Source organism: Ralstonia pickettii (assembly GCF_016466415.2).
Taxonomy (GTDB): domain Bacteria; phylum Pseudomonadota; class Gammaproteobacteria; order Burkholderiales; family Burkholderiaceae; genus Ralstonia; species Ralstonia pickettii.
Map to the genome: position 1 here is coordinate 659,084 of NZ_CP066771.1, position 20,169 is coordinate 679,252.

The 20,169-nt window shown below is 61.7% G+C and carries 20 protein-coding genes and 1 tRNA gene; 13 read left to right on the forward strand and 8 right to left on the reverse strand.

The genetic code is table 11. The features are described from left to right. The first annotated feature begins 5 nt into the window (after positions 1-5). The 9 genes from RP6297_RS03130 (at position 6) to RP6297_RS03170 (ending at position 9,614) form a co-directional block, all read left to right on the forward strand. A complete protein-coding gene (locus RP6297_RS03130) occupies positions 6-1,139 on the forward strand; it encodes an NAD-dependent epimerase/dehydratase family protein (protein WP_009277291.1) in 1,134 nt (377 codons plus the stop codon). 2 nt (positions 1,140-1,141) lie between these two features. Continuing rightward, entirely contained in the window at positions 1,142-1,693 is a 552-nt protein-coding gene (locus tag RP6297_RS03135; RefSeq protein WP_009277292.1) for a serine O-acetyltransferase, read from the forward strand. Further along, positions 1,690-2,724: a CgeB family protein gene (locus RP6297_RS03140; RefSeq protein WP_009238882.1), complete on the forward strand. Its 1,035-nt coding sequence runs from the start codon at positions 1,690-1,692 to the stop codon at positions 2,722-2,724. The genes RP6297_RS03135 and RP6297_RS03140 overlap by 4 nt, the downstream gene beginning before the upstream one ends. A 290-nt stretch (positions 2,725-3,014) precedes the next feature. Beyond that, a complete protein-coding gene (locus RP6297_RS03145; RefSeq protein WP_009238881.1) occupies positions 3,015-4,139 on the forward strand; it encodes an MraY family glycosyltransferase in 1,125 nt (374 codons plus the stop codon). Beyond that, positions 4,129-5,019 carry a GumC domain-containing protein gene (locus tag RP6297_RS03150; protein WP_009238880.1) on the forward strand — a complete coding sequence of 297 codons (891 nt, stop codon included), beginning with the start codon at positions 4,129-4,131 and terminating at the stop codon, positions 5,017-5,019. The genes RP6297_RS03145 and RP6297_RS03150 overlap by 11 nt, the downstream gene beginning before the upstream one ends. A 63-nt stretch (positions 5,020-5,082) precedes the next feature. Beyond that, positions 5,083-6,474 (forward strand): phosphomannomutase/phosphoglucomutase, encoded by a 1,392-nt coding sequence (locus tag RP6297_RS03155; RefSeq protein ID WP_009238879.1) that lies wholly within the window; start codon positions 5,083-5,085, stop codon positions 6,472-6,474. A gap of 43 nt (positions 6,475-6,517) precedes the next feature. After that, positions 6,518-7,516, forward strand: coding sequence for a lipopolysaccharide heptosyltransferase I (gene waaC / locus RP6297_RS03160; protein ID WP_009238878.1), 999 nt, complete (start codon positions 6,518-6,520; stop codon positions 7,514-7,516). Next, the gene (gene waaA / locus RP6297_RS03165; RefSeq protein ID WP_009238877.1) at positions 7,516-8,832 is read left to right on the forward strand and encodes a lipid IV(A) 3-deoxy-D-manno-octulosonic acid transferase; all 1,317 of its coding nucleotides are present in this window, start codon (positions 7,516-7,518) and stop codon (positions 8,830-8,832) included. The genes waaC and waaA overlap by 1 nt, the downstream gene beginning before the upstream one ends. A 101-nt stretch (positions 8,833-8,933) precedes the next feature. Next, positions 8,934-9,614 (forward strand): META domain-containing protein, encoded by a 681-nt coding sequence (locus RP6297_RS03170; protein WP_009238876.1) that lies wholly within the window; start codon positions 8,934-8,936, stop codon positions 9,612-9,614. On the opposite strand, the gene RP6297_RS03175 is transcribed toward RP6297_RS03170, so the two are convergent. The 4 genes from RP6297_RS03175 to RP6297_RS03190 form a co-directional block, all read right to left on the reverse strand. Continuing rightward, positions 9,615-11,051 carry a TolC family outer membrane protein gene (locus RP6297_RS03175; RefSeq protein ID WP_009238875.1) on the reverse strand — a complete coding sequence of 479 codons (1,437 nt, stop codon included), beginning with the start codon at positions 11,049-11,051 and terminating at the stop codon, positions 9,615-9,617. It lies immediately after the preceding gene. A gap of 145 nt (positions 11,052-11,196) precedes the next feature. Continuing rightward, a complete protein-coding gene (locus RP6297_RS03180; RefSeq protein WP_009238874.1) occupies positions 11,197-11,529 on the reverse strand; it encodes a rhodanese-like domain-containing protein in 333 nt (110 codons plus the stop codon). A gap of 22 nt (positions 11,530-11,551) precedes the next feature. After that, a complete protein-coding gene (locus tag RP6297_RS03185) occupies positions 11,552-12,202 on the reverse strand; it encodes a protein-L-isoaspartate O-methyltransferase family protein (RefSeq protein WP_009277294.1) in 651 nt (216 codons plus the stop codon). Between the two features lie 95 nt (positions 12,203-12,297). Beyond that, positions 12,298-13,065: a TetR/AcrR family transcriptional regulator gene (locus RP6297_RS03190; protein WP_009238872.1), complete on the reverse strand. Its 768-nt coding sequence runs from the start codon at positions 13,063-13,065 to the stop codon at positions 12,298-12,300. 156 nt (positions 13,066-13,221) lie between these two features. Between RP6297_RS03190 and RP6297_RS03195 the strand changes: the two genes are divergently transcribed. The 4 genes from RP6297_RS03195 (at position 13,222) to RP6297_RS03210 (ending at position 16,244) form a co-directional block, all read left to right on the forward strand. Next, positions 13,222-13,479 (forward strand): YkgJ family cysteine cluster protein, encoded by a 258-nt coding sequence (locus tag RP6297_RS03195; protein ID WP_080725250.1) that lies wholly within the window; start codon positions 13,222-13,224, stop codon positions 13,477-13,479. 6 nt (positions 13,480-13,485) lie between these two features. After that, complete coding sequence (locus tag RP6297_RS03200) at positions 13,486-14,079, forward strand: DUF1439 domain-containing protein (RefSeq protein WP_009238870.1); 594 nt, start codon at positions 13,486-13,488, stop codon at positions 14,077-14,079. A 51-nt stretch (positions 14,080-14,130) separates the two neighbouring features. Continuing rightward, positions 14,131-15,012 carry an undecaprenyl-diphosphate phosphatase gene (locus RP6297_RS03205; protein WP_009238869.1) on the forward strand — a complete coding sequence of 294 codons (882 nt, stop codon included), beginning with the start codon at positions 14,131-14,133 and terminating at the stop codon, positions 15,010-15,012. A 119-nt stretch (positions 15,013-15,131) separates the two neighbouring features. After that, positions 15,132-16,244 carry an NADH:flavin oxidoreductase/NADH oxidase gene (locus tag RP6297_RS03210; protein ID WP_009238868.1) on the forward strand — a complete coding sequence of 371 codons (1,113 nt, stop codon included), beginning with the start codon at positions 15,132-15,134 and terminating at the stop codon, positions 16,242-16,244. A gap of 25 nt (positions 16,245-16,269) precedes the next feature. Here the strand turns inward: RP6297_RS03210 and trmB are convergent, their stop codons facing one another. From trmB to RP6297_RS03230, 4 genes are all read right to left on the reverse strand, one after another. Continuing rightward, entirely contained in the window at positions 16,270-17,043 is a 774-nt protein-coding gene (gene trmB, locus RP6297_RS03215; protein ID WP_009238867.1) for a tRNA (guanosine(46)-N7)-methyltransferase TrmB, read from the reverse strand. An 85-nt stretch (positions 17,044-17,128) separates the two neighbouring features. Next, positions 17,129-17,202: transfer RNA gene (locus tag RP6297_RS03220), tRNA-Gly, on the reverse strand. Positions 17,203-17,260: 58 nt separating this feature from the next. Beyond that, entirely contained in the window at positions 17,261-17,974 is a 714-nt protein-coding gene (locus tag RP6297_RS03225) for a hypothetical protein (protein ID WP_009238866.1), read from the reverse strand. 130 nt (positions 17,975-18,104) lie between these two features. Further along, positions 18,105-20,159: an acetoacetate--CoA ligase gene (locus RP6297_RS03230; RefSeq protein WP_009238865.1), complete on the reverse strand. Its 2,055-nt coding sequence runs from the start codon at positions 20,157-20,159 to the stop codon at positions 18,105-18,107. Positions 20,160-20,169: the final 10 nt, after the last annotated feature.

A 20,169-nucleotide genomic window follows, 5' to 3' on the forward strand; every position in this document is an offset into this window, starting at 1 on the left:
ATATTTTGAAAGTACTCATTTCCGGCGGCGCCGGTTTTATTGGCTATCATCTCAGCAACAGGCTGCGCACTTGCAACGCATCTCTACGTATTCTCGATAACCTCTCGCCTCAGATACACGGGGAGTTGCCGGACAATCTGGACTGGCTCATACATCCGCAGATCGAGTACATCAGAGGCAGCGTGGTTGATCGCGATACATGGAAGCGTGCTCTTGATGGCGTGGACGTTGTCGTCCACCTAGCAGCTGAAACGGGTACAGGGCAGTCGATGTACCAGATCGCCCACTATAACGAAGTGAATTCGCAGGGTACGGCCCTGCTGCTGGATATCATTGCCCAGGGCGAAGCGTCTCAGGTAAAGCGCTTGGTTCTTGCTTCTAGCCGATCCGTCTACGGGGAGGGGGCCTATGTTTGTCCATCTTGCGGGCTGGATCCTGTGTATCCTGATAGCCGCAGTCTGGAAGCTCTTGCAGCACACCGTTGGGAATACGAGTGCCCGGCGTGTGTTCAGGAACTGGCTCCTCGCCCAACCCGTGAAGACGATCGTGTACGTCCCGCGTCAATCTATGCAGCGACCAAGTACGCGCAGGAAGATCTCGTGCAGATCGCCTGTAAAGCCTTGGGCATTGGCTACGTTATTTTTCGATTCCAGAACGTTTATGGCGAAGGGCAGTCACTAAATAATCCCTACACCGGGATTCTGTCCATCTTTTCTACACGAGTGAGACGTGGTTTGATTCTGCCTCTGTTCGAGGATGGGAAAGAAAGTCGGGATTTCGTTCATGTCGAAGATGTCGCCGAAGCCGTGACGTTGGGTGTCTCGGCAAAACAGCATGCCAATGCGGTTTTCAATGTGGGTAGCGGTGAAGCATCATCTGTCCAAGCGGTGGCCGATCAGCTTTCTCTCGCGTTGGGGGTCCAGCCAAATACGCAAGTGACGCATCAATACCGTCTAGGAGATATCCGGCACTGTTATGCAGACCTGACACGCATTGGGGATGCGCTGGGCTTCAAACCAGGCGTATCGTTGTCTGATGGAATGAAGCGCTTTGCCGGTTGGGTAATGGCACAACCATTGCCGGAGGACAAGCTCGACAAAGCCAATGAGGAACTAAAAGCGCGAAAGCTAATGGGCTGATAATGAATCCTCCATTTCAACTGCGCTCCTACTTGCAGGCCGATCTTTGTCAAGCGGTTCGATTGCAAGGCGGTGATCCTACCTCGCTTTCTGTCGCGAGATTGTGGTTCGGGTTGCTGTCTCCGCGCTTCGGTCCGGTTTTGTTATGCCGCCTAACGTATTGGTTGGCGCTGAAAGGGCTTAAGCCCATAGCAAGGCTTGTGTCTTTGATCAATTTTGTGGCCTTCGGTGTAGAAATCGCTCTACAAGCAGATATCGGGCCTGGATTGTTTTTTCCGCATTCTCAAGGAATCGTCATTGGTTCCTGGCGGATAGGAAAAAACTCAGTGATTTATCAAGGAGTAACTCTCGGGGCCAAAGAGCTTGACTTCGCGTACAACGAGCATTCACGGCCTACCTTGGGCGACAATGTAACTGTTGGTGCTGGCGCGAAGGTATTAGGCGGCGTCGAAATTGGCACAGGCGCCCGCGTGGGTGCCAATGCAGTTGTAGTGACATCCATTCCCCCCAATGCTGTAGCAGTGGGAGTGCCTGCCAAGGTTATAGACACATGAGCACACCTGAATATCCTCTAGCTGGAAAGCGTGTATTGATTATGAGTCCGCGCTTTTTTGGCTACGAGAACGCGATTGCCGATGCCGCCCGAGCGTTGGGGGCGCATACCATCGTTGTGCTGGACAAACCGTCAAACACGATTTGGACGAAGGCAGCCACGCGCGTTTTCCCATCCGCGGTAGCATCGCGGATGATGGAGTATGTCAGATCGATGCAGGATCGTTATGGATATCAAGGTTTTGACGAAATTATCGTAATAAAGGGGGAGGCGCTGACTGCCGGTGCGGTTCATCTTCTGCGTGAATCTTTCCCTAATGCTCGGTGTATCTATTACAACTGGGATTCGCTGAGAAACTATCCGCACCTCAGGGAAATTCTCCCGCAGTTCGATGCGTGCTTTAGTTTTGACCCAGAGGACTGTGCATCCACGAAGGGGTTAAAGCATCTTCCACTATTTTATGTGGATGAATATAGAGATTTGCCCGCAGAGCTTGTTCAGTATGAGCTGTTCGCGGTGGCTTCGTTGCACTCAGATCGTTACGAAGTCACTAGAAAGGTGATGCAGGCCTGCCCTGCAGATGCTCGAGCGCTCACATATTTTTTTTTCCCCAGTCTCGTTGCTTTAATGGGGAAGAAGTTCTTGGAGCCTAACCTTGTTATTCCTCCTCTTCGGGAGATTAACTGGCGGCCCATGTCGAAAGACGCAATGTTGCAAGGTTTAGCGCGCAGCCGTGCCGTTATTGACATCCAACATCCCAATCAGACTGGATTGACGATGCGTACAATCGAAATGATTGGGGCGCGTAGAAAGCTTATTACTACTAATGCGCTGGTTAAATCTTATGATTTTTATGATAAAAATAATATTGCTGTAGTTGATAGGGTGTCGCCAGTAATTCCTAGCGATTTTCTTTCAACTGATTATGTTGCAGTGCGACAGGATATCCGAAAAAAATATAGTATTCACGCTTGGCTGGCCGTTTTGCTTGGATTGCAGCCGCTTGGCGTCTATCGGAATGGTGGTGGATAGCCATTATCCATCGATGATGGGGTACCGTATGTGATTTTGTGCGGCTATTGATGATTTTTTTGTTGGGTGTGATTTTGCTTGGTAAAAAAGTGCTAAAGACAGACCTCCGTGGAGTGTAAATATGGCTGGCTTATTGTTTTTCAGATGTTATTTTCATGTGTGAAAAGTTAATTCTTGGTGGGTATTAAAATAATATGCTATTTAATCAATCGGGACTATTGAGAGAGAAAACTCTGGCGCGCGTGAACGCAATGCGCTCCGTTGTTGGACGATAAAACTGCGCGCTTCCTATGCTTACATTGTCGGTGGCTTTTCTTGTGTCGTTTGTCGTGACGCTGATGGTGATCCGGTATTCGAGCCTTCACGCTCATATCACTGCCGACTGGGATCTTGACGGTGTGCAGAAATTCCATGCTCGTCCCGTACCACGCGTCGGCGGGCTCGGGATTGTGCTGGCGCTCGCGGCCGCAGCCGTGGCCGCGTGGATAAGAGACCCCAAGCTCGTGGGGTATCCGTTTCTATTGCTGGTGCTTTGCGTCATGCCCGCTTTCGTTGCAGGCTTTATCGAAGACATGACAAAGCGAGTCAGTCCACGGGAGCGCTTGCTTGCGACAATGGCGGCAGCCTTGGCGGCGGTCTATTTCCTTAACGCGAAAATCGTTCGGATCGACGTCCACCTCATCGATATGGCGTTAGCCTTCCCCATCATCTCCATCGTGATCACGACGATTGCGGTGGCTGGCCTGGCCAATTCCATCAACATCATCGACGGCTTCAACGGGCTCGCTTCTATGGTGGCGATGATGATGTTTGTCTCGCTCGCTTACGTCGCATTCCACGTGGGGGATACGTTGATTCTGACGATCGCGTTCGCCATGATCGGGGCGATCCTCGGCTTCTTCATTTGGAATTTTCCGGCCGGACACATCTTCCTGGGCGATGGGGGAGCCTACATGATCGGCTTTGTTCTTGCGGAGTGCAGTATTTTGCTGGTGCTGCGCAATGTCAGCGTTTCAGCTTGGTACCCCGTACTGATGGTGATCTATCCGATCTTTGAGACGCTGTTCTCGATCTATCGGCGGCGGGTTCTCAAGGGGGTCCCTGCTGGCTACCCGGATGGAGTGCACCTGCATACCTTGATCTATCAGCGCGTCATGCGGTGGGCTGTGGGTAGTAAGGACGAACGGCACCGGCTGCGGCGGAACTCATTAACCTCGCCCTACCTTTGGCTCCTGAGTCTGCTGGCGGTGCTACCAGCAACACTGTTTTGGAATAACGAGCTGGCTCTTCTTGGATTTGTCGCGGTTTTTATTTTTTTCTATGTCTGGCTCTACTGGCGCATCGTGAGGTTCCAATCGCCGCGCTGGCTCATCGTCAAAAAGCACCATCGAGTGAAGAAGCACCATGAACACTAATCCGCACCCTGACGATACGCCTGAAAACGATGCAGTGATGGTGACGGCGGGGCAGGTTCTGGCCTTTCTGTATCGCCACATTAAGAAGCTCGCTTTGACTGGCATTGTAGGTGGCGCGGTCGCGATAGGTGTCGCATTGATGCTGCCGAAGCAATGGGAAGCCAGCGCGGCGCTGCAGATCGGCCAGATCGCCAGCGAGGCTCCCCAGTCTCCTGCCATACCCATTGAGGCTGCGGGTCGCGCGATGGAACGACTACAACTGCCTCAATTCAAGGATGTGGTTCTACAAAAGCTCGGTCTGCCGCTGGGGGCTGGCGAAAACGCTGACACGGATCTCATCCGCAGTTCGCTGAAAGTCACGCAACTCAAGAACGCTGACCTCATCCAACTGACTGTGCGCGGCTTTTCCCAGGCAGATGCGCAGTTGTATGCGAAGGCGTTCTTGGATGAGCTGGTTGGGGCACATGCGTCCCTTGCTAAACCGTCGATCGACAAGATTAACGCAAACATGGCTGAAGTGACCCGATCGATTGCTGCGGAAGAGGCCAGGAAAACTCACCTTGCGGAACTGGCTCGTGTTCGTGATCAAGCAAAGCACACAGAGACGTTTCCAGCGGCAGTATTGTTGGCAAACACGACGGCCGAGAACGATAAGCAGCTCCAAGCCCTCCGTCAACGCGAAATTAGTATCCGAGAACAACTGAATCCTGAACGCACCTTCAACACGCGGCTTTTCGGCCCAATGTTCGTCAGTCCGCGCCACGTATTTCCGAACCGCTTGATTTTCGCGGCAATCGGCCTGGTGCTTGGCTTGCTTGTTGCGGTGGGTTGGGGGCTCTTCAGCGACTGTCGGAAGGGTATTCTCCGGTGCCGCGGGTAATTGCTTCTATTTGTGAGCCAGTGCCCGCCAGCTCTTTTACGAAAGACGATTGAATCAGGCTATATGCAGACACAACTGAACCCCACCATCTTCAAAGCCTACGACATCCGCGGCATCGTCGGAAAAACCGTCGATGCAGAAACCGCACGACTGATCGGCCGTGCGTTCGGCTCCGCAGCACGCGCCAAGGGCGAATCCGCCGTCGTCATCGGTCGCGATGGCCGCTTGTCTGGCCCGGAACTGCTCGCAGCGCTGGCAGACGGCCTGCGCGCGAGCGGCGTCGATGTGATCGATTTGGGTCTTGTGGCCACGCCGATGGTCTACTTTGGCACAAACATCGAGCTGGCCGGCCGTCGCGCCACGTCGGGCGTGATGGTTACGGGCAGCCACAATCCGCCCGACTACAACGGTTTCAAGATGGTGCTGGCCGGCCAGGCCATCTACGGCGAACAGATTCAAGCATTGCGCACACGCATCGAGCAGGGCGATTTCACTGAGGGCTCAGGCGATTATGTCCAGGTGGACATCCGCCAACAGTACATCGACCGAATCGTCTCGGACGTCAAGCTGAGCCGCCCGATGAAGATTGCCGTGGACTGCGGCAACGGTGTGGCAGGCGCCTTTGCGCCGGAGCTGTTCCGTGCGATGGGCTGCGAGGTGACGGAGTTGTTCTGCGAGGTGGATGGCCACTTCCCGAACCACCATCCGGACCCGGCCCACGTCGAGAACCTGCAGGACTTGGTGCGCACGCTGCAGACCACGGATTGTGAACTCGGCCTCGCGTTCGATGGCGACGGCGACCGCCTGGGCGTGGTTACCAAGGACGGCCAGGTCATCTTCCCCGACCGCCAGTTGATGCTTTTCGCGCAGGAAGTCCTGTCGCGCAACCCGGGCGGCGAAATCATCTTTGACGTGAAGTGCACGGGCAAGTTGGCGCCCTTCATTCGCGAGCACGGCGGTAAGGCCACGATGTGGAAGACGGGCCATTCGCTCGTCAAGGCCAAGCTGAAAGAAACGGGCGCGCCACTGGCCGGCGAGATGAGCGGCCACATTTTCTTCAAGGATCGCTGGTACGGTTTCGATGACGGTCTGTACACGGGCGCGCGCCTGCTGGAGATCGTCTCGCGTCTGGCCGACCCGAGCGCCACGCTCAACGCGCTGCCGAACTCGCACTGCACGCCAGAGCTGCAGCTGAAGTGTGCCGAGGGTGAATCGTTCGAGCTGCTCGACAAGATCAAGGCCAATGCCACGTTTGCCGGCGCAAAGGAAGTCAACCGCATCGACGGCGTGCGCGTGGAATACGAAGATGGCTTCGGCTTGGCGCGTCCGTCCAACACCACGCCGGTGGTGGTGATGCGCTTCGAGGCCGACAACGATGCCGCGATGACGCGTATTCAGGGCGAATTCCGTCGCGTGATCCTGGCCGAGAAGCCGGACGCGCAACTGCCGTTCTGATCGCACGGTTCGCACTCATGAAGTTGGGGGAAGGGGTGGCGGCATGCGCGTGCTGATCGTCAAGGTGTCGTCGCTTGGCGATGTGGTGCATTGCACGCCGGTGGTGGCCGATATCCTGCGTGCGCATCCGGATGCCGAGATCGACTGGGTGGTCGAGGAGGGCTTTGCCGGACTGGTGCGCATCGTGCGCGGGGTCCGGGGCGTGATTCCGTTTTCCCTGCGGCGGTGGCGCAAGTCACTGGGCTCCGGCAGGACTTGGGGTGAGGTGGCGGCGTTCCGTCGCGCATTGCGTGCGAAGTCGTACGACGCGGTGCTCGATACGCAAGGCCTGATCAAAACGGCGCTCGTGGCTGCGCAGGCCAAGCTGGCGCCGGGTGGTTTCGTGGCGGGCTTCGGCAATCGGACGGAAGGCGCAGGCTATGAGCCGCTTGCGAAGCTGTTCTACCAACGCAAGGTCGAAATGGAACCGCACATCCACGTAGTCGAGCGCTCGCGCCGCATGGTGGCGGAGGCGCTCGGTTATGCGCTGCCTGACGCCATCGACTTCGGTTTGCAGCCGCCCGCCGACTTGCCGTTCAATCTGCCACGTCCGTACGTGGCACTGGTGCATGCGACTTCGCGCGCCGACAAAGGTTGGCCGCTCGAGGCGTGGGTGGATGTTGCACGCGCGCTGCTTGCACGCGACTACGCCATCGCCTTGCCGTGGGGCAGCGAGACCGAGCGACGCACGAGTGAATCCATCCGCGAAGCCATCGTCGCGGCGGTGCCGGGTACGGTCGGACGCGTGGTGATTCCGCCGCGCATGTCTCTGCCCGATGTGACGGCATTTCTCGATCAAGCGATTGCGGTAGTCGGGGTGGATACCGGCCTCGTGCACATTGCTGCAGCGTTGTGCAAGCCGACCGTGGCGCTTTACAACTTCACCACGTCGTGGCGTACCGGTGGCTATTGGACGCCGAACGTACACGACATCGGCAACGCCCAGGCCCATCCCACCAGCGCGCAGGCGCTCGCTGCGCTCCGTACGCTGGGTGTGCTCTGATGCTGCGCCTTCTGTATCGCTGGTTATGGCGCATCGCGCTGCCGTTCGCCCTGCTGCGCCTGTGGTGGCGCGGCCGAAAGGAGCCCGGCTATCGCCAGCACGTCGGCGAGCGGCTCGGCTTCTACCCGCCACGCCCGAATCCGGACCGCCCGTTGCTGTGGGTGCATGCCGTGTCCGTTGGCGAGACACGCGCCGCGCAGCCGCTGATCGATGCGCTGTTGGCGCGCTTTCCCCACCACGCTGTCCTGCTGACGCACATGACGCCGACGGGGCGCCGCACCGGCGCCGAGTTTGCGGTCCAACGCAGCGGCCGGGTCATCCAGGCGTATCTGCCGTACGACTTGCCGAGTGCAGTCGATCGGTTTCTGCGTCATTTCCAGCCGCGTCTTGGTTTGCTGATGGAGACCGAGATCTGGCCGGTGCTGATCGAGCGTGCCTACTCGGCTGGTGTGCCGATGGTGCTCGTCAACGGGCGCCTGTCTGCGCGCAGCCACCGGCGGACCGCGCGCCTGGGTGACGCCGCGCGCCAGACGTACGCGCAACTCGCCGCGGTGCTGGCACAGACGCCCGACGATGCTGATCGCTACCGCTCGCTCGGCGTGCCGCGCGTGCGGGTGACCGGCAACCTGAAGTTCGACATCACGCCGCATGTGGACCAGATCATGGCTGGCCGCGTGCTGCATGATGCGTTGCACGGTCGCTCAGCATGGGTGGCGGCCAGCACGCGTGAGGGCGAAGAGGCGTTGCTGCTCGACGCATGGCTGGCACATCGCGCGCAGCATGTCGGGCGCCGGCATGCCCTGCTGATTCTTGTGCCGCGTCATCCGCAGCGCTTTGATGAAGCGGCCCAGGCCGCCGAGCGCGCAGGCCTACGCGTCGTTCGTCGCAGTGCATTGTCGGTGTCGGCTGCAGGGTTGACGGATTCCGATCGACTTGCCGAGGCCGATGTCTTGCTTGGTGATTCGATGGGCGAGATGGCGCTGTATTACTCAGCTGGCGAAGTGGCGTTCATTGGCGGTAGCCTGCTTCCGCTCGGTGGGCAGAACTTGATCGAGGCCTGCGCAGTTGGCACGCCCGTGGTCATCGGCCCGCATACATTCAACTTCGCGCAGGCAACGCGCGATGCAGTGGCCGCAGGCGCGTGCGCGCAGGTGGCCGATGCTGCCGCGGCCGTACGTGTGATCGACGCGTGGCTGTCCGATGCCGATGCGCGCGAAGCCGCATCACGTGCCGCGCTGGCGTTTGCCGCCACACACGGCGGTGCGACGGCGCGCACGGTGGAAGCGGTGGCATCCCTGGTCTTGCCGACGCTGTAACGCTGTGTACGTCCGGCACGAAACGTGCGAACTCATGGCGAGCCGGACAGACTAATGGCTCTTCGTGTAGTTTGCATTCCGTCACCGTTCACGATCCGTTTATGTCCCAATCGAATCGACCCAAGCCGAGCCTGCTGCAAACGCCGCGCCGCGTGGTGCTGACCGCCGCGGCGCTGGCAGCCGTGACCGCCGCCACCATCATCGGTGCCGGCTGCATGACGCCAACGCCTTCATCCTCGCCCGCCGCGGCAGCCCCCGCTGCTGCGTCAGCGTCCGCCGCTGCAACCAAACAGACTCCTGCCAACGCCGCACCCAATACGGGCCAGGCGTCGCTCGCCCAAGCGCAGGGCGAAGGCCGCTCGCGGTTCGTGCTCGTGCGTTGGCAAGAGTCGGGCGCTGCGCCCAAGGAATTGCCCTCTGCCGAAGGCGACGACGCTGACCCGGCTGCGCAGCCGATTTCCATCGAATTCAGTGGCGGCCTCGAGGCCGCCAACGGCGTGGTGTCCGGCTACTCGGGCTGCAATCGCTTCTCGGGGCCGTATGAGAAGCTCGCCTCGGGCATGCGCTTCGGCAACCTGGTGTCGACGCGCATGGCATGTGACCCGGCGCGCATGGAGTTGGAAACCGCCTTCCTGGAGGCGCTCAAGTCGCCGTTGGCGACTGTCGGTATGCAGCCCTCGGCCAGCGGCAAGCAGGGCCGCCAGGTGATCTGGAAGACGACCAGCGGCGCACTGCTGCAGTTTGCCGAACGGCCTTTGCCGCCGCGCGGCCAGACCCACTGATCAGCGCTTGGCGGATTTGCCGGCAGGTTTGGCCGATTCAGATTTGGCGCTTGCCGGTGGTAACGCCGTGATATCGCTCGAGCCGTTGGCCGTGAGCAGCGTGTTCACCTGAATCACGTCTGCCTCGGTCAACGAGCCGGCAGCAGACTTCAGCCGCAGCCCATTGACAATGGTGTCGTAACGCGCCCGTGCCAGATCGCGGCGTGCCTGAAAGAGCTGCGCCTGCGAATTCAGCACATCGGTGCCGATGCGTACGCCCACACCGTAGGCGAGCTGATTGGAGTCGTACGCCGTGCGCGCCGACAGCTCGGCCGCTTCCAGCGCTTTCACCTGCGCAAGTCCGGCAATGACGCCGATATAGGCTTGCCGCACACCTTGTTCGGCAGAACGGCGGGCGAACTCAAGATCGTTTGCGGCCTTGGTTTCCAGCGCGATGTTCTCACGCACGCGCGACTGGATCGCACCGCCCGCAAAGATCGGGATCGACACCTGCACGCCAATCTGTGAACTGTCGAAGCGCGCGCCGCCCGGCAGCGACGGCAGGTATTGGTTGCCGCTGGCATTGGTGTGGCCGGTCTGCGCCACGAGGTCGATCGAAGGCAGGTGGCCCGCGGTGGCCTTCTTCACATCGCGCTCGGCACTTTGCAGGTTGTATTGCGCCAGTGCCACCTGCAGGTTGCTGCTGCGCGCCTGATCCACCCAAGGTTCTGCTGAAGCGGGCTCCGGCTGGGGGATCGTGACGCCCGGGCGCACGCCGGCCAGCGTGCCAACAGGCTCCCCGATGATCTGCTTGAGCGCCGACTGCTTGATCTCGAAGTCGCTGCGTGCGGCGATGACGCTGGCGTCGATCGCGTCGCGGCGGGCCTGCGCGTCGTTCGCGTCGGTGATGTTGGCGTTGCCGACGTCAAAGTTGCGGCGCGCCTGTTCGTACTGCTGTTGGATGGCATCGCGCTGCGCGGTGGCGAGCTGCAGCGTGTCCTGCGCGTTGAGCACGTCAAAGTAGGCCTGTGCCGTGCGCGTGATGAGATCGAGTTGCGCTTGCGCGAGCGAAGCCTCGGCGGCCTGCGCAGCGATTTCGCCTTGCTTGTAGGTTTCCCACCTGTCCCAGCGGAAGAGCGGCTGCGACAGCGACAGCGTCCAGCCCGTCGAAGAGAACGTCTTGTTGAATTCAGCCGGGGCGTTTTGATCGAAGATGATGCGCGTGGAACTCCAGGCGCCGCCAATTTGCGGCAGCAGACCGGCGCGGCCTTGCGTGAGCTTTTCGCGTTGCGCCAGCGACTGCGCGCGCGCCGATGCGAATTGCGGATCGTTGGCCAGCGCGGCGCGGTAGGCGGAGAGAAGGTCGGTTGCAGCGGCCGTGTTCGGTTGGGACTGCGCCCACGCGAACATCGGCATCATCGAACAGCACAGCACAACAAGCGAACCGCGCGCGGCCATCCGCGTACGGCTACTGCGAGCAACAGTCATAAAGCCCCCGAGCGAGGAGGAAACGTTCGCGTTCGGAAGGCAGCGCGGGCGCGTCAGACCCTGTTCAGTGCCTGTGGCGCGTGAACAGGGCTTTGCCCGGCGGCGGCTTCCCCAATCAGTACGTCGCCATCTGCGGGTCCACCTGGTTAGCCCAGGCATGGACGCCGCCTTGCAGGTTGTAGACGCGCGCAGCATCAAAGCCGGCACGTTGAATCAGAAACTGCGCAACCTGCGCGCTGCGTCCGCCGTGGTGGCAGATGCAGACGATGTCTTGGTCAGCATTCAGCTCGCTGGCACGTACCGGGATCTGGTCCATCGGGATGTGCGTGATGCCGGGAATGGCACAGATTTCCACCTCCTCCGTCCAGCGCACGTCGAGCAGGACGGGCTTAGCGCGCGATGCGTCGGCGAGCCATTGGGCGAGGGTGGTGGGAGCGAGCTGCTGCATGATGATTGGGGGCCGAGAGGGATCAGAAGCGGAAGGACGACGGCGCGGGAACACCCACCAGCGGCGTCACATACGTCTCGAACAGGTTGCGCGTCTGATATTCGGTGTTGGAGATGCGCGTGATGAGCTGCGCTTCCATGACCGGCGCGCCGCCCACGAAGATCGACAGGCGGCCACCCACCTTGAGCTGCTTGAGCAGCGCTTCCGGCACGGCGGGCACCGAGCCCGACACGCAGATCACGTCGTACAGGCCTTCGCCCCAACCTTGCGCGCCGCTGGCTTCCACCACGTCGACGTTGGTCACGCCATTGCGCGAGAGATTGTCGCGGGCGAAGGCCACGAGTTCCGGCACGATGTCCAGCGTGGTGACCTGGCGGCCGCGATGGGCCAGCAGGGCGGCCATGTAGCCCGAACCGGCGCCCACTTCCAGCACGTCTTCGTGCTTGCGCACAGCCAGCTCCTGCAGCACGCGAGCTTCAACGCGCGGTGCCAGCATGTTCTGGCCGCCGGCCAGCGGGATCTCCATGTCGACGAAAGCCAGCGCGCGGTAGGCCTCGGGCACGTAGTGTTCGCGCTTGACGACGCTGAGCAGGTCGAGAACGTCGGTATCGAGCACGTCCCAAGGACGGATTTGCTGCTCGATCATGTTGAACCGGGATTTTTCGATGTCCATGGGCATGCCTTCCACGCGGAGCGAGTGATGCAAATGAGGGTTTGACGACAAACCCGGCATTTTAGCAAGTCCGGAGGACATTCCGGCAGACGTTGTCATGACGAGGCGCCTTGATCGGGGTTGTTGCCGCCCTCGGGCAAGGGGCGCCACGGTTGCGCGGTGAGGGCGGGTGGTGGCGGAATCACCGCGCCCGTCGCCGGATTGCGTAGCACGCCGTGCAGCAGCAGTGACACGACGTGGGCGATGAACGCCTTCGGTTCCAGCTCCCGGTGCGAGCAGGGGCCGAACGAATGCTTCCACATCATCAGGAAGATCATCGGCGCGACCATGGTCAGCGTGGTGAGGTCGATGTTGACGTCACGGAATTCGCCGCGGGCCATGCCGCGTTCGAGGATGCGCGCGAACAGGCGGTCGCAGCGGTCGATGACTTCTTCGTGGTAGTACTGCGCCAGGTCGGGAAAGTTGCCCGACTCGGCCATCAGCAGCTTGGTGAGACCCGAAGCCGGCGATTCGCCGATGAGTTCCCACCAGCCTATCAGGATCTCATGCAGCAGCGCTTCGCTGGTGCCGTCGAAACTGTCGATCAGGGCCTCGCCCTCGGCCAGCGCGGGCACCAGGTTTTCCTGCACCACGGCCTTGAACAGCTCTTCCTTGTTGGCGAAGTACAGGTACACCGTGCCCTTGGACACGCCGGCCGCCGACGCCACGTCTTCCAGCCGCGTGGCCGCATAGCCGCGCGCCACGAACAGGTTCAGCGCGGCGGCGACCAGTTCTTGGGGGCGGGCCTCTTTGCGGCGCGTCCAGCGTTTGGAGGAGGAGTCGGAATCTTGATCGGTCACGGCGGTAGGCGTCAGCCAGCGCACGAGATCACTGACTCACGGATAACTTACTTTTCGGTCATTAATGTACGCATGCCGCAAGGGTGGGTCAAGCGGCATCGGCATTGTCAATCAGACCGGGCCTCGATTGTGCTGGTGCACAATAGCGGTTTCCGCCCTGATTTCACCCGCTTGGACAGCATGGACTGTCGACCTCACTGCGGCGCGTGCTGCATCGCGCCTTCCATTTCCAGCCCCATTCCTGGCATGCCGAACGGCAAGCCGGCCGGCGTGCGCTGTGCGCAACTGGATGACGCCAACGGTTGCCGGATTTTCGGCCAGCCGGAACGTCCGGCGGTGTGCGGCAGCCTGCAGCCCGCGCCCGACATGTGCGGAGGCTCGGCCACGCATGCCATGCAGTTCCTGACCCGACTTGAACTCGCTACCGCAGCGCACTGAACTGTCATGACCGATTCCACGAAACCCGCTGTCCGCTCCAACCGCGTCCGCTGGTGGGCGGGTGCGGTCGCTGCTGCAGTGGCGGTTGCCGTCACGCTCGTGGCTTGCATGCCGACCGGCTGGACCGGTGACGGCTACACCTTTTCCCGCGGCCAGATGCAGGACGCGCTGGCGCACAAGTTTCCGTTCCAGCGGCGCTTTCTCGGCTTCTTTGACGTGACGCTGTCGAACCCGCAGGTGTCGCTCGACCCCGCGCGCAATCGCATCGCCATCCAGGCAGATGCCGTGGTGGAAAGCGGCCTGTTCCGCCAGCCGCTGACAGGGCCGCTGGCCGTCTCCAGCGGCTTGCATTACGACCCGCCCACGCATTCGATCCGACTGAATCAGCCCAGTGTTGATCGCTTCGATCTGCAGAACGTGCCCGGCGGTATCGGTCCGCAGATCAGCTCGATCGGTTCGTTGATTGCGGGCCAGTTGCTCAATGACTACGCCGTCTACACGTTCAAGCCCGACCAGCTGAAAGTGGCCGGCATTGCGGTCGAGCCCGGTACAATCACAGTTTTGCCCGAAGGTGTGCACGTTCAAGCCAAGCGGCCCTGAATCTGCAGCACGCCCAGCGCTTCGTTTTCTTCTTCCTTCTTTGCCTACTGCATGGACATCGCACTCGCCATCAAAGCGCTGATTCTCGGCATCGTCGAAGGCCTGACCGAGTTCCTTCCCATTTCCAGCACCGGCCACCTGATCCTCGCTGGCCAACTGCTCGACTTCAATGACGAAAAAGGCAAGATCTTCGAGATCGTGATCCAGTTCGGTGCCATCCTGGCGGTGTGCTGGGAGTTCCGTCACAAGATCATCGACGTGATCAAGGGGCTGCCGAATGATCCGCGTCAGCAGCGTTTTGCGATCAACGTGATCGTGGCGACGATTCCCGCGATCACGCTTGCGCTGATCTTCGGCAAAGCGATCAAGGCGCATCTGTTCAACCCGATTGTGGTGGCGTCGGCGTTCATCATTGGCGGCTTTGTGATCCTGTGGGCCGAATGGCGCGAACGTCATCGCGGCGAGACACATGACCCGCGCGCCAATGCACTGCTCGAAGCCGCCAAGGCTGGCGCGCCGCGCATTGAAACGCTGGACGACCTGCGCATCTCCGACGCCATCAAGGTGGGTTTCGCGCAGTGCTTCGCGCTGATTCCGGGCACGTCGCGCTCCGGCTCGACCATCATCGGCGGCCTGCTGTTTGGGCTGTCGCGCAAGGTGGCGACGGAGTTCTCGTTTTTCCTGGCGATTCCCGTGATTTTCGGTGCGACGGTGTACGAGCTGTACAAGTCGCGTGCGCTGCTGTCGGCCGATGATCTGTCGATCTTCGCCGTGGGGTTTGTGGCCGCATTCATCTCCGCGTTCTTCTGCGTGCGCTGGCTGCTGAAGTTCATTGCCACGCATGATTTTCGCGGTTTTGCTTGGTACCGGATCATCTTCGGCATCATCGTGCTGGTGACGGCTTATACGCACCTCATCGCCTGGCAAGCCTGAGCTACAGGCGAGCAATTCCCTTCCTCGGTGCGAGGCTTTCGCACCGTCTGCACGATCGGGCGGATTCGGACACACTGGCGGTTTCTTTAGCCAGCCGCTGACAGCCGAATCTCCCGATCATGAGTGCTCTCTTCCAGCCTTTCTCCCTGCGCGGTCTCACGCTTGAGAACCGCATCGTCATTTCGCCGATGTGCCAGTACTCGGCCGACAACGGCCAAGCCACGGCGTGGCACCACACGCATCTGGGCAGCCTGTCGCTTTCGGGCGCCGGATTGCTGATGATCGAGGCGACCGCGGTGTCGCCAGAAGGCCGCATCACGAACGGCTGCCTGGGTTTGTGGGACGACGCGACCGAAGCCGCGCTTGAGCGCACGCTGGCTGCCATTCGCCAGAATGCGTTGGTGCCGATCGGCATGCAGATCGCGCACGCGGGCCGCAAGGCTTCGAGCGCTCGGCCTTGGGAAGGCGGAGCGTTGCTGGCGCTCGATGCCGGCGGCTGGGAAACGATGGGTCCCTCCCCGCTGCCACAGCGCCCTGAAGAGCGCCCCCCGCGCGAAATGACCGATGCGGACCTCGCCCGCGTGCGCGATCAATTTGTCGATACCGCGCGTCGGGCTGTGCGCTTGGGCCTATCGGCCATCGAACTGCATGCCGCACACGGCTATCTGCTGCACGAATTCCTGTCGCCGATTGCCAATCAGCGCACCGATGCCTTTGGCGGTTCACGCGAAAACCGCATGCGTTATCCGCTGGAGATTTTCGATGCGGTGCGCGCAGTGGTGCCGGACAACATCCCCGTGGGCGTGCGCGTGTCGGCCACCGATTGGGTGGAGGGCGGCTGGACGCCGGAAGATTCGGTGGCATTTGCGCAGGCACTGCGTGCCCGCGGCTGCGATTGGATCGATGCGTCGTCGGGCGGTGTGTCGCCGCTGCAGCAGATTCCGCTGTCGACGGGCTATCAGGTGCCGTTTGCCGAGAAGATCCGAAACGAGGCCGACATTCCGACCATCGCCGTCGGCCTCATCAACGAAGCGCATGAGGCTGAGGCCATCGTTGCGCAAGGGCGCGCGGACTTGGTCGCTGTCGGCCGGGCCTTCCTCTACAACCCGCACTGGGCCTGGGCGGCGGCCGCTGAGCTGGGCGCGACAGTCAAGGCGCCGCCGCAATACTGGCGCGCCTTCCCGCGCCACGCCAAGAACCTCTTCGGCGATACGCATTTCGGCGCACGCTGACTCGCGCGAGCGTGCGCGGACGTGGCTAGCCGCGCTTGCGGAAGACCACGTCCCACACGCCGTGCCCGAGGCGCAGGCCGCGTTTCTCGAACTTGGTGACAGGGCGGTAGTCGGGGCGCGGTGCAAAGCCGTCGGCGGTGTTTTCCAGCGTCGGCTCGGACGACAGCACCTCCAGCATCTGGTGGGCGTATTCCTCCCAGTCCGTCGCGCAGTGCAGATAGCCGCCCGGTTTCAGGTGCGCCGCCAGACGTGCGACAAATGGGCTCTGGATCAGGCGCCGCTTGTTGTGGCGCTTCTTGTGCCAGGGGTCGGGGAAGAACACGTGGATGCCATCCAGCGTACCCTCCGGAATCATCTGCGCCAGCACTTCCACGGCATCGTGCGAAACGATACGGATGTTGCCGATTTCGCGTTCGCCGATCAGCTTGAGCAGCGCTCCAACGCCCGGCTCATGCACCTCGACGCCCAGAAAATCGTCGTCCGGGCGCAATTGCGCGATGTGCGCGGTGGTTTCACCCATGCCGAAGCCGATCTCGAAGATGCGCTTGGCGCCAGCGCGGGCGAAGGCGGCGTCCCAGTCCAGCGGCTCCGTGGTGTAGGGCAATTGGAAGCGCGGACCGAGTTCATCGATGGCACGCTGCTGGCCGGTCGACGTACGGCCGGCGCGGCGCACGAACGAGCGGATGCGACGCGGGTGGCCGGTTTCCGCACCGCTTTCGGCGCTTTCCGCGGTATGGGTGTCTTGCGATTCCGGCGTGATGTCGTCGGGGCCGGTGCCCGGCTGTTCGATGGGCTGCATGGAGATCCCGTGCCGGTTGCCCGTCAATGGACGAGGGGCGCGCAGGCAACAAAAAAGCCGCCGAGGGCGGCTTCAGACTGTTCGGTGGAGCGGGCGATGGGAATCGAACCCACGGCTCTAGCTTGGGAAGCTAGGGTATTACCATTATACGACGCCCGCGTAGACTACTATTTTACCCGGCTTTGCCCGAGCTTCGCAAACAGCGCCTGTGGCGGCTTCAGCGCCGCAGCGCCATCGCCTGCATGGCCGCATCCACGAACTTCGCGGCGGCGTGTTCGCCCGCCAGGGGGGCTGCAGCCCTCGCGCATGCGGCAACCACGTCGCACAGCGATTGCGGGTCTTCCTTGCAGGCCCGCAGCAGCGGCATGGCGGCACCTGCCGCAGAGCCGAAGTGCTGCACGGCCAAACGCATCAGCTCGACCTTGACCACGTTGGGCAACACGTCGGCCAACTCCGGTGGAACGGCAGGCTGTGGCGCAGAAATGACCTGGACCGGCGCCGTGTGCGGCTTGCTGGCGTCATTGGCGGCAGGCTCGTCGATCGGCGCCGCCACCGCTTGCAGACCAAGCGTCATGCCCGTCAACGGCGGCAGCTCGTCGTAGATGTGCGAGAGGGCAGCAGGGCCGGGGCTGCCATGGTCGTCGAACAATGGACGATTGAAGTGCGCGATGGGGTCGAAAGGCGGGGCGGTCGCTGCGTTTTCAGGCGAGATACCGGGCAGCACGTCGACCATGCCGGCCCGTTGCAGCCCCACCAGCAGGTCGTCGAGGTCCGGCCAGTCGCTCAGCAGTTGATGCAGTTGACCGACCGTGCGGGCTCCGTCAATGAGGATCAGCAGATGCCGCTGGCGCATCTGCATGTCATGGCGGCGCTGGGCTAAGGCTTCGCGGCCGTCCTCCGTCTTGATCAGGACGTTCGTCGTTACAAGCATGGTGACTCCCCGTTAAGCAGACTTGCCCGGCATCTTGATGTGCCGGTGCTAGCTGTACGTTAGTCATCACACCCGGCCCCTGCCATCGTTCGATTGGCGGAGATTGTGAAACCAGAGACCAACGATCGGTCTAGCTCCGCCACGATTCCAATGCGGGCGCGGGCTCGCCGTGCGCGCTGCTTTGCCGAGCCAGCGACCCGGCGTAGGCCGCGTACCACGCGAGCACCTCCGGGTTTGCCATTGCATCGGGGTGGGCGACGCGCTCGACTGGTGCGCCAAGCAGCAGTTTCTTGATGGGCACTTCCATCTTCTTGCCAGAGAGCGTGCGCGGCACACCTGGCGCCTGCACGATCACGTTGGGCACATGCCGGGCTGACAGTCCCGCCTTGATGCGTGCGTTGATCGTGCTGCGCAGCGTGTCGTCGAGCGTCGCACCTTCGCGCAGCACGACGAACAGCGGCATGAACGATTCGCGGCCGAGAAATTCGAGATCGACGACGAGGCTGTCGAGCACTTCCGGTAGGTCTTCCACTACGCGGTACAGCTCGGCTGTGCCCATGCGGATACCGTGGCGGTTGATCGTGGCATCCGACCGGCCGTAGATGATGGCGCCGCCGCGCGGGGTGATCTTGATCCAGTCGCCATGGCGCCACCGGCCGGGGTACATGTCGAAGTAGCTGTCGCGGTAGCGGCTGCCATCGGTATCGCCCCAGAAGAACAGCGGCATCGATGGGATTGGTGCCGTGCAGACCAGTTCGCCCACTGCATCGATCAGCGGGTGGCCGGCCTCGTCCAGGGCTTCAACACGCGAGCCGAGGTTGCGGCATTGCATCTCACCTGCATAGACGGGCAGCGTGGCGACGCCGCCCACGAAGCATCCGGCGAAATCGGTGCCGCCGGAAATCGGATTGAGCCAGACATCGGCCTTCACGTGGCGGTAGATCCAGTCATACGCCTCGGCGGAGAGCGGCGAGCCCGTCGACCCAACCGCGCGCAGCTTCGACAAGTCGAAATCGCGACCGGGCTCGATGCCGGCCTTCAGGCAATTGGCGAAGAACGCCGCCCCGGCGCCAAAGAAGGTCACGCCCGCATCCTGTGCGAAGCGCCACAGCGTATTGAGATCGGGCGTGCCGGGGTTGCCGTCGTAGATGGCGAGCGTGACGCCGCCCAGCAGGCCGCTCGCTTGCGAATTCCACATGACCCACCCGGTGCTGCTGTACCAGTGGTAGACGTCGTCGGGGCCAAGGTCGAGATGCAGCGCGCCCATCATCGTCTGCACCAGCAGCAGGCCGCCATGGCCGTGCACGATCGGCTTGGGCATGCCGGTGGTGCCGGACGAATAGAGAATCCACAGCGGGTGGTCGGCGGCAACGGGTGTGACGACGAGTGGCACGTCGTCGGTCGTCAGGTCGCGCCAGTCGCGGGCCTCTGGGAAACGTGCGCGGTTGATCTCGCCAAGCAACTGCGGCACGAGCACGAGGTGTTCGACTGTTGGCAGCGCGTCGACCATCTCTGCGACCACGTCGGCGCGGTCGAACGCGCGGCCGCCGTAGTGATAGCCGTCCACCGCGATCAGCACTTTGGGCTCGATCTGGCGGAAGCGGTCGGTCACGGCCACCTGGCCCATGTCGGGCGCACAGACAGACCAGATGGCCCCGACGCTGGCCGCGGCGAGAAACGCCACCATCGCGTCCGGCGTGTTCGACAGATATGCGGCGACGCGGTCGCCCGGCACCACGCCCATCTTGCGCAGCGCATCCGCCAGCGAGGCAACGCGCTGGCGCAGTTCGCGCCATGACAAGTCAGCCAGCGGCTTGGTCTCGCTGGCGTATCGGATGGCGGTGCGGTCGGGGCTGCCGCCTTCTTCCACGTGGCGCATGACCTGATCGACGTAATTGAGCTTCGCGCCGACCAGCCATTGCGCGCCGGGCATGGTGCGGTCGCCCAGCATCTGCGTGAACGGTGTCGAGGCGCGCAGGTCGAGGTAGTCCCAGACGGACGTCCAGAACGCCTCGAGTTCAGTGGTCGACCATTCCCAGAGTCGTGCGTAGCCCTCGGGCGTGGTCGCCGAAAAGCGCAGCCCGCGTTCGCGCGCGAGCCAGTCGAGGTAATGCGTCAGGCGCGAGCGCGCGATGAAGTCAGCCGATGGCGTCCATAGCAGGGCGCCTTCCTGGATGGTGCTCATGTGTCTCCTC